General features: G+C 62.8%; 12 protein-coding genes. 6 read left to right on the top strand and 6 right to left on the bottom strand.

Annotation, left to right across the window (positions count from 1 at the left end):
* The 3 genes from cysK to ACGVJ8_RS05075 form a co-directional block, all read left to right on the top strand.
* On the top strand, positions 1-769 hold a 769-nt coding region (cysK, locus tag ACGVJ8_RS05085), incomplete at its 5' end, for a cysteine synthase A (RefSeq protein WP_392346012.1).
* Positions 766-1,434, top strand: a complete 669-nt coding sequence (locus tag ACGVJ8_RS05080) for a J domain-containing protein (protein WP_392346011.1) — start codon at positions 766-768, stop codon at positions 1,432-1,434. The genes cysK and ACGVJ8_RS05080, both read left to right, overlap by 4 nt.
* A gap of 128 nt (positions 1,435-1,562) precedes the next feature.
* On the top strand, positions 1,563-1,700 hold the full coding sequence (locus ACGVJ8_RS05075) for a hypothetical protein (RefSeq protein ID WP_392346009.1): 138 nt from the start codon (positions 1,563-1,565) through the stop codon (positions 1,698-1,700).
* On the opposite strand, the gene ACGVJ8_RS05070 is transcribed toward ACGVJ8_RS05075, so the two are convergent.
* On the bottom strand, positions 1,679-1,933 hold the full coding sequence (locus ACGVJ8_RS05070; protein WP_392346007.1) for an NAD(P)H-quinone oxidoreductase subunit O: 255 nt from the start codon (positions 1,931-1,933) through the stop codon (positions 1,679-1,681). The genes ACGVJ8_RS05075 and ACGVJ8_RS05070 overlap by 22 nt on opposite strands.
* 83 nt (positions 1,934-2,016) lie before the next feature.
* Here ACGVJ8_RS05070 and ACGVJ8_RS05065 point away from each other — a divergent pair, with 83 nt between their 5' ends.
* Entirely contained in the window at positions 2,017-2,946 is a 930-nt protein-coding gene (locus ACGVJ8_RS05065; RefSeq protein ID WP_392346006.1) for a TIGR01777 family oxidoreductase, read from the top strand.
* On the opposite strand, the gene ACGVJ8_RS05060 is transcribed toward ACGVJ8_RS05065, so the two are convergent.
* From ACGVJ8_RS05060 to ACGVJ8_RS05040, 5 genes are read right to left on the bottom strand one after another with little or no spacing between them, the layout of a single operon-like run.
* Positions 2,894-3,166, bottom strand: coding sequence for a hypothetical protein (locus ACGVJ8_RS05060; RefSeq protein WP_392346004.1), 273 nt, complete (start codon positions 3,164-3,166; stop codon positions 2,894-2,896). The genes ACGVJ8_RS05065 and ACGVJ8_RS05060 overlap by 53 nt on opposite strands.
* Positions 3,163-4,332: a lipid-A-disaccharide synthase-related protein gene (locus ACGVJ8_RS05055; RefSeq protein WP_392346003.1), complete on the bottom strand. Its 1,170-nt coding sequence runs from the start codon at positions 4,330-4,332 to the stop codon at positions 3,163-3,165. Before ACGVJ8_RS05055 ends, ACGVJ8_RS05060 begins: the two co-directional genes overlap by 4 nt.
* 14 nt (positions 4,333-4,346) lie before the next feature.
* Positions 4,347-4,514, bottom strand: coding sequence for a hypothetical protein (locus ACGVJ8_RS05050; protein WP_392346002.1), 168 nt, complete (start codon positions 4,512-4,514; stop codon positions 4,347-4,349).
* Between the two features lie 32 nt (positions 4,515-4,546).
* Positions 4,547-4,966, bottom strand: coding sequence for a hypothetical protein (locus ACGVJ8_RS05045; RefSeq protein ID WP_392346000.1), 420 nt, complete (start codon positions 4,964-4,966; stop codon positions 4,547-4,549).
* A 49-nt stretch (positions 4,967-5,015) separates the two neighbouring features.
* Positions 5,016-5,408, bottom strand: coding sequence for a HesB/IscA family protein (locus ACGVJ8_RS05040; RefSeq protein ID WP_392345998.1), 393 nt, complete (start codon positions 5,406-5,408; stop codon positions 5,016-5,018).
* A gap of 70 nt (positions 5,409-5,478) precedes the next feature.
* Between ACGVJ8_RS05040 and zds the strand changes: the two genes are divergently transcribed.
* Both zds and ACGVJ8_RS05030 read left to right on the top strand, forming a co-directional pair.
* On the top strand, positions 5,479-6,945 hold the full coding sequence (gene zds, locus ACGVJ8_RS05035; RefSeq protein WP_392345996.1) for a 9,9'-di-cis-zeta-carotene desaturase: 1,467 nt from the start codon (positions 5,479-5,481) through the stop codon (positions 6,943-6,945).
* Positions 6,945-7,143 (top strand): SRPBCC family protein (locus ACGVJ8_RS05030; RefSeq protein ID WP_392345994.1); only part of this gene is annotated, 199 nt, incomplete at its 3' end. The genes zds and ACGVJ8_RS05030, both read left to right, overlap by 1 nt.

Here is a 7,143-nt window from a genome sequence, read left to right as displayed (position 1 = left end):
AACGGTGCTGGTGGAGCCCACTAGTGGTAACACCGGAATTGCCCTGGCCATGGTGGCGGCGGCCCGGGGGTACCGGCTGATTCTCACCCTGCCGGACACCATGAGCACTGAGCGTCGGGCGATGTTGCGTGCCTATGGCGCCGAGTTGCAGCTCACCGACGGTGCCCAGGGGATGAATGGGGCGATAGCCCTAGCTAAGGAGTTGGTGGCTGAGATTCCCAACGCCTATTTGCTTCAGCAGTTCGATAACCCCGCCAATCCGGCCGTGCATGAACGCACCACGGCTGAGGAGATATGGCGTGATACCAATGGCCAGATCGATGCCTTTGTGGCGGGGGTGGGCACCGGCGGCACCATTACCGGCTGTGCCCGTCTGTTGAAAGAGCGCCAGCCGCAGCTTCAGGTGATTGCCGTTGAGCCCGAGGCCAGTGCCATACTGTCCGGGAAGCTCCCTGGGGCCCATCGCATCCAGGGGATCGGGGCTGGTTTTGTACCTGCTGTGCTGGAGCTGGACCGGATTGATTCGATCCTCATGGTGAGTGATGATGAGGCGATGCAGGTGGGCCGGCGTTTGGCCCGGGAGGAAGGTCTGCTTTGCGGCATCAGCAGTGGAGCCGCCATGGCCGCAGCTCTCCGGGTGGGCCAAGATCCCGCCATGGTGGGCAAACGCCTGGTGGTGATGCTGGCTAGTTATGGCGAGCGTTACCTCTCCACCCCGATGTTCAGTGCTGCTTCGCAGCTTCCCCCCCGGAGGGATGGTCAGCTGTGAGCGATCCCTATGCCATGCTCGGTGTCAGCAGTACCGCCAGCAACGCTGAGATCAAGGCGGCCTACCGCCAGCTGGTGAAGCAGCACCATCCCGATGCCGGTGGCGACGATCAGCAAATGCTCGCTCTCAATGCCGCCTGGGAAGTTCTCGGGGATGCCGAGCGCCGTAAGGCCTTTGATCGCACGTGGCCCCAGCCGGGCCGGGCAGCATCGCCCACGGGTCTGCGCCGGGCCAGCCTTGCCCATGATCGTGCTGTAGCCGCGGATGATGCCCTGGTGGAGTGGCTGCAGCGGGTCTACGCCCCGATCGACCGCATGCTCGGTGAGGTGATTAATCCCTTCCCCAAGCAACTCAAGGCACTGTCGGCTGATCCCTACGACGACGAGCTGATGAAGGCGTTCTGCAGCTATCTCGAGGCGAGCGGACGCCGGATGGACAAGGTCAAGCAACTGTTCCAGTCGTTGCCCACGCCAGCTTCGGCCCGTGGTTTCGGTCTGAGTCTGTATCACTGCCTTTCGGAAGTGGAGGACGCTCTGGCCGAACTAGAGCGTTACACCATGGGTTATGTGGATGGATATCTCCACGACGGTCGCGAGATGCTGCGGGAGGTCAAGCGGCGACGCAAGCGGCTCCAAGATGAACGGCGTCGCTTGGAGATCGTGTGAAACAGCGCTGGCGTTTCTGGGCTTGGGTTGCCTTGACCTGGGTACTCTCCACCCTGGTGGATTTGTTGTAGTGGACGCTGCAGACCGGCCTTCCTGCCTGCGATCAAGCAGACTAACTCAATAGCGCCATGGGCTTACTGCCCGATGCTGCTTGGCGCATCTCCGCCGCCATTGCGTCAGTTCCGACGGCCGTCATGGCCGTGGAGGAGGCCTGGAGCCTGCCTCCAACCAAGAGCAAGCAGGATCAGGAGCAGGCTTCCAGCTGATCCATCCGCAGCCACACATCGGGCACCGGACGGTTCCAGCGCACCTGGCCGTAATCTCCTTTCACCACCAGCAGTTCGCCGGGGCCTTCGAAGATGTAATTGGGGGCCGTTGGATCGCTTGCTCCAGCCTCCAGGCTGGAGCTGTAAGCGGCCTTGTTCAGCTTCACCAAGGCCCCTTTGCGCAGCGCAGCAGGCTTGGCCTTGGCGGGGGCAGCGGCGTCGGATTCGGCCATGACAGGGGACGGTGATGGCACCAGGCTAAAACCCAATCGCCCATGAACCCCCTTAGCCTCCCAGCCGCACCACCCCCGCTTTCATGCATCTGCTGCTGTTTGGCTGCACAGGTTTTGTTGGCCGTGAGCTCCTGCCGCTCTTGCTTCAGGCCGGGCATCAGCTCACGGTGGTCAGCCGCCGCTTGGCCCGTGGCTATGACGCTGAACGGGCGGATGGGCGACTGACTTGGATGCAGTTCGACCCTGCCAGCAGCAGCACCTGGGCCGACGCCGGGTTGCTGGATGCTCTCAACCAGGCCGATGCGGTGGTCAACCTGGCGGGGGAACCGATTGCCGAGAAGCGTTGGACCCCGACCCACCGGCAGCTGCTTGAAACCAGCCGTCTGGAGACGACCTCTCAGGTGGTGAAAGCGATCGAGGCCTGTGCAACGCCACCGAAGGTGCTGGTGAATGCCTCGGCGATCGGCTTCTATGGATCCAGCCTGGACAAGCGTTTTCTCGAATCGAGTACCCCGGGAGACGACTTCCTTGCGAGCTTGTGTCAGCGCTGGGAAGCGGCGGCTGAGGCGGTGCCTTCTGCGGTTCGGCAGGTGACCTTGCGCATCGGCATCGTTCTGGCCGCCGACGGCGGCGCACTTGGAAAAATGCTTCCGGTGTTCCGCACAGGGTTTGGCGGTCCGATCGGCAGTGGTCGGCAGTGGATGAGTTGGATCCACCGCAGTGACCTCTGTGCCCTGATCCTTCAATCCCTCACGGACGAGAGCTGGAGTGGCGTGATCAATGCCGTGGCTCCCGAGCCCGTGTCAATGACAGCCTTCTGCAAGCAGCTGGGGCGCAGCATGGGCCGTCCCAGTTTGTTGCCGGTGCCAGCCCCTGTCCTGCAGTTGCTTCTGGGGGACGGCGCCAAGGTGGTGTTGGAGGGCCAGCAGGTTGCTTCGGAGCGGCTTGAAGCCCTGAACTTCAGCTTCCGCTACCCCGATCTGGCTTCAGCACTCGCCGCTGCCACCAGCTGAAGATGCCGCTCACCAGGGCCGCCATGATCAACAGGCTGATGGCTGGGGCGAACAGGGGTTGCCACAGCACCTGAACCTGGTCCATCAGCCAGTCATAGCCTTGGCCCTGTCGCACCACGGCAACGGCAAAGACCCCTGCGCCGATAAACACCAGCAACACATTCACCATCAGCAGGCGGTCGATCCAGCGTTTCCAGGCCGGTTCTGGCGGGGCACTCATGCAAGCAGTGCGCAAATGGCTGCCGCCATTTTCGGGCCTCCACCGGCTTCTCCGAGGCGCCTTTTGGCCTCCTCTAGGCACTGCTGTTGCAAGCCAGGATCCTGTCGCGCACGATCCAGCAGAGCCATGGCCAGCTCCGCTGTTCCCTCCAAAGCCTCACGGCTGCCACTATCCCCGTCGGCGCAGAATACCGTGGGGCCAAGCAAGCGCCGTTGGGCTTCAGCGAATGCCGCTGTGAATTGAGGCCCCTGGCCCGGTACCTGCAGCACCGGTTTGGCCAGGCCAACGGCCTGCTCGATGGCGGTACCTGCCATGCCGATCACCAGATCGCTGTGCTGCAGTACGGCACTGAAGCTCCCGCGGCGAACGTTGATCGCCCGGGCCCCCTCATGTTGCAGTAATCCGTTCTCCAAGTGCCAACCGTATCGTTCGCTGAGCCGCTGCAAGCTGTCGTCATCGAGGCTGGACACCAGGGCTAGATCCACGTTGCAGCGAACTGTGCTGGGCAGCAGCTCAATCAGCCGCAGCAGCAGCAGCAGGTTCTGTTCCAGTTCCGGTCGGCGGCTGCCGGGCAGCAGGCTGATGCGTGGTGTGCTGGTAGGCGGCGGGGGTGCCGCTGTGAGCACTGAATCCATGAAGGGATTGCCCAGGAAGGTTACCGGCCGTTGCAGTTGCCTGCTGAGGTCCTCGGCGGTGCGTTGATCGCGGCTGTACACCGCTCTGAACCGCGGGCTTTTCAACAGAGCGGCGCAGGGCCAGGGCAGGTGCAGCGTCCCTTCGTAGTGGCTGGAGTAGGCCACCAGGTAGGTCGCCACAGGGCGTTGGCTGAGCCATGCAGCGATCACAGGGATCACATCCCCCACCACCAGGATCAGATCAAAGCGACGCCGGTGCCGCATCAGATGCATCAGGCGTCGGAGCAGATACAGCACTTGCCCTTGGGCGATCTCGGTGAGGCGGCCGCGAAGGCTGGTGTAGCCAATGCCGCCGGTGCTGAATTCGTGGCTGCGCCCCAGCAGTGGCACCCCGGCTTGTTGATAGGCGCTGCCAAGTCCCACCAGCGGGAGCGCCTGCACGTTGTGGCCCTGCTGCTGAAGCTCCTGGGCCAGCAGGGTGCCGGAGAGGTCTTCGCCGTGGCCATTGCTCAGTAGCAGGATGCGTACCATCGCCAGGCTCCCCTTCACCACATCCAGGTGCTCGGATCCGGAATGTCGTTGGCGCGCCTGGCCAGTTGCAACCGTCGCGCTTCGCTGGCCAGGCGTTCCCGCCGCAATTGATCCGAACGATCCGCTGGAGGCCGCACGCGAACCTGGGATGGCAGGTGGGTGATGGTCCAGGTGGCTGTCATTCAGGGTCAGGCAGGCAGAGCGTCCGTTGTGATCAGAGTTCAAGCCAGGCTTTCACTTTTTCGAGGGCCTTCCAGCCGGGTTTGCGCTCGAGCCCGTCGGCGATTGAGGCCTTGAGTTCGCCGGACACCTCTGGGGCCAGGGTCATCACCTGCTGCACCACCTGGATGTGGTCGCGCACGCCCTTGGATTGGGTCTCCAGCAAGGCCAGGCTCAGATTGATCCTGGCCTGGGGGTCCTGGCCGTTGAGTCTCACGGCGAAACGTGCCGACCGCAGCGCCTCCTCCGGCTGGTCGCAAAGCAACTGTAGCCAGGCCAAGCAGGTCCAGCCCGCCGATTGGCGAGGAGCAGCTTCAACGATGCGGGCGAAATCAGGGAGAACCTCTTCGGCCGCGGTGCCAGCCTGATATCGGGCCATGGCCTGCTCAAACAGGCTGTCCTGGGAAGTCTCCATCAACAGGGAGAGGGAAGTGATTTCCCCTCAGATTCCCACGTGGCTTCGCTCATACGGCGAAGGAACTGCCGCAGCCACAGGTTTGGCTGGCGTTGGGGTTGGTAAAGTTGAAGCCACCACCGATCAGAGCAGTGCTGAAGTCAAGCTGCATTCCGTAAATGTAGAGCAGGCTTTTCGGATCACAGATCACCCGGAGGCTCTGACCATCGGCCGCCATGTACTCGTAGGTCTCGTCGTCGTCGAGGGTGTCTGAGGCGGGCACGAAATCCATTATGTAGCTCATGCCGCTGCAGCCCCCGGATCGCACCCCGACCCGCAGCACCTGGTTCTCACCTTGTTCGCCACACAGCTTCGCCAGCTGCTGCATCGCCGGTTCGGTGATCAGGATGCCCTTGCCGTCTTTGGCGGTGTGGGCCGGCACGGTGTCGGGGGTGGAAGTCATGGTCAACGCAGGCTCGTGCTCTCACTCTATGAACGCTCATACATAGAGTCGCCTTAGTTGACCAGATCTTGTGCGGGTCGCGATCGTTGGTTCCGGCCTCGCCGGCCTCTCCGCTGCAGTGGACCTCGTGGATGCGGGCCATGAGGTGAATCTCTACGAAGCCCGTCCCTTCATGGGCGGCAAGGTGGGCAGCTGGGTGGATGAGGGCGGTAACCACATCGAGATGGGGTTGCACGTCTTCTTTTTCAATTACGCCAATCTCTTTGCCCTGATGCGCAAGGTGGGAGCGTTCGAGAACCTTCTGCCGAAGCAGCACACGCACCTGTTCGTGAACAAGGGGGGTGATCTGCGGGAGCTGGATTTCCGCTTCCCCATCGGTGCACCCTTCAACGGCCTCAAGGCGTTCTTCACCACACCGCAGCTCAGCTGGATCGACAAGCTGCGCAATGCCCTGGCCTTGGGCACCAGTCCGATCGTGCGGGGTCTGGTGGATTACGAGGGGGCGATGCGCGCCATCCGAGCCCTCGACTCCGTCAGTTTCCAGGACTGGTTTGTGGGCCATGGCGGCAGCCCCGAAAGCATCCGGCGGATGTGGAATCCCATTGCCTATGCCCTGGGCTTCATCGACTGCGAGGCCATCTCCGCCCGCTGCATGCTCACCATCTTCATGATGTTTGCGGCCAAGACGGAAGCCTCCAAGCTCAATCTGCTGAAGGGATCACCCCACCGCTGGCTCACGGGTCCGATCCTCGACTACATCCAGCAGCGTGGTGGCAAGTTGCATCTGCGTCACCGGGTGAAGCAGGTGGACTACGGCGAGGGTGAATCCCCTGAGATCACAGGCCTGCAGCTGGGAACACCTGAAGGAGATATTCGTGTTGAGGCTGACGCCTACCTGGCCGCTTGTGATGTGCCCGGGATTCAGAAGCTGCTGCCCGAGGCCTGGAACCGTTACCCCCAGTTCAAGGCGATTCATCAGTTGGAGGCCGTACCCGTGGCCACCGTTCAGCTCCGCTACGACGGCTGGGTGACCGAGCTGGGTGATACCCAGGAAGCCCAGCGCCGGGATGTGGCGACACCCACGGGGCTCAACAACTTGCTGTACACGGCTGATGCTGATTTCAGCTGTTTTGCCGATCTGGCCCTGGCCAGCCCGGAGGATTACCGCAAGGCGGGAGAGGGCTCCCTGCTCCAATGCGTGCTCACCCCTGGTGATCCCTGGATTCCCAAGTCGGTGGACGAGATCGTGGCCCACACCGACCGCCAGGTGCGCGAGCTATTCCCCTCGGCCCACAACCTCAAGCTCACCTGGAGCAACGTGGTGAAACTGGCTCAGTCGTTGTACCGGGAAGCCCCGGGCATGGAGCCCTACCGCCCGGAGCAGCGCACGCCGATCCGTAATTTCTTCCTGGCCGGCAGCTACACCCGCCAGGACTACATCGATTCGATGGAGGGAGCCACGATGAGTGGTCATCTGGCGGCGGCGGCGATCCTCGATCAGCCGGTGAAGTTGGCCACCAACGCGGCGGTGGCCTGATGGGACGCTGGCTCGAACACACGGTCACCTCCGAGGTGCAGGCCCCGGTAGCCAAGGTCTGGGAGGTTTGGAGTGATCTCGAAGCGATGCCCCGTTGGATGCGCTGGATTGAGTCGGTCAAGCCCCTTGAGGATCCCGATCTCACCGATTGGACCTTGGCGGCTCAGGGCTTCCGCTTCAGCTGGAAAGCCCGGATCA

The sequence above is a fragment of the Parasynechococcus sp. genome (assembly GCF_042954245.1).
Classification (GTDB): domain Bacteria; phylum Cyanobacteriota; class Cyanobacteriia; order PCC-6307; family Cyanobiaceae; genus Parasynechococcus.
Note: the sequence above shows the minus strand (reverse complement) of the source record. Positions and strands in the feature narration are given on the sequence as shown.

Excerpts from the sequence above, each read along its gene's own strand:
- ACGVJ8_RS05075 (WP_392346009.1), top strand. The coding sequence starts at position 1,563 with ATGGGCTTACTGCCCGATGCTGCTTGGCGCATCTCCGCCGCCATTGCG.
- ACGVJ8_RS05070 (WP_392346007.1), bottom strand. The coding sequence starts at position 1,933 with ATGGCCGAATCCGACGCCGCTGCCCCCGCCAAGGCCAAGCCTGCTGCG.
- ACGVJ8_RS05065 (WP_392346006.1), top strand. The coding sequence starts at position 2,017 with ATGCATCTGCTGCTGTTTGGCTGCACAGGTTTTGTTGGCCGTGAGCTC.
- ACGVJ8_RS05060 (WP_392346004.1), bottom strand. The coding sequence starts at position 3,166 with ATGAGTGCCCCGCCAGAACCGGCCTGGAAACGCTGGATCGACCGCCTG.
- ACGVJ8_RS05055 (WP_392346003.1), bottom strand. The coding sequence starts at position 4,332 with ATGGTACGCATCCTGCTACTGAGCAATGGCCACGGCGAAGACCTCTCC.
- ACGVJ8_RS05050 (WP_392346002.1), bottom strand. The coding sequence starts at position 4,514 with ATGACAGCCACCTGGACCATCACCCACCTGCCATCCCAGGTTCGCGTG.
- ACGVJ8_RS05045 (WP_392346000.1), bottom strand. The coding sequence starts at position 4,966 with ATGGAGACTTCCCAGGACAGCCTGTTTGAGCAGGCCATGGCCCGATAT.
- ACGVJ8_RS05040 (WP_392345998.1), bottom strand. The coding sequence starts at position 5,408 with ATGACTTCCACCCCCGACACCGTGCCGGCCCACACCGCCAAAGACGGC.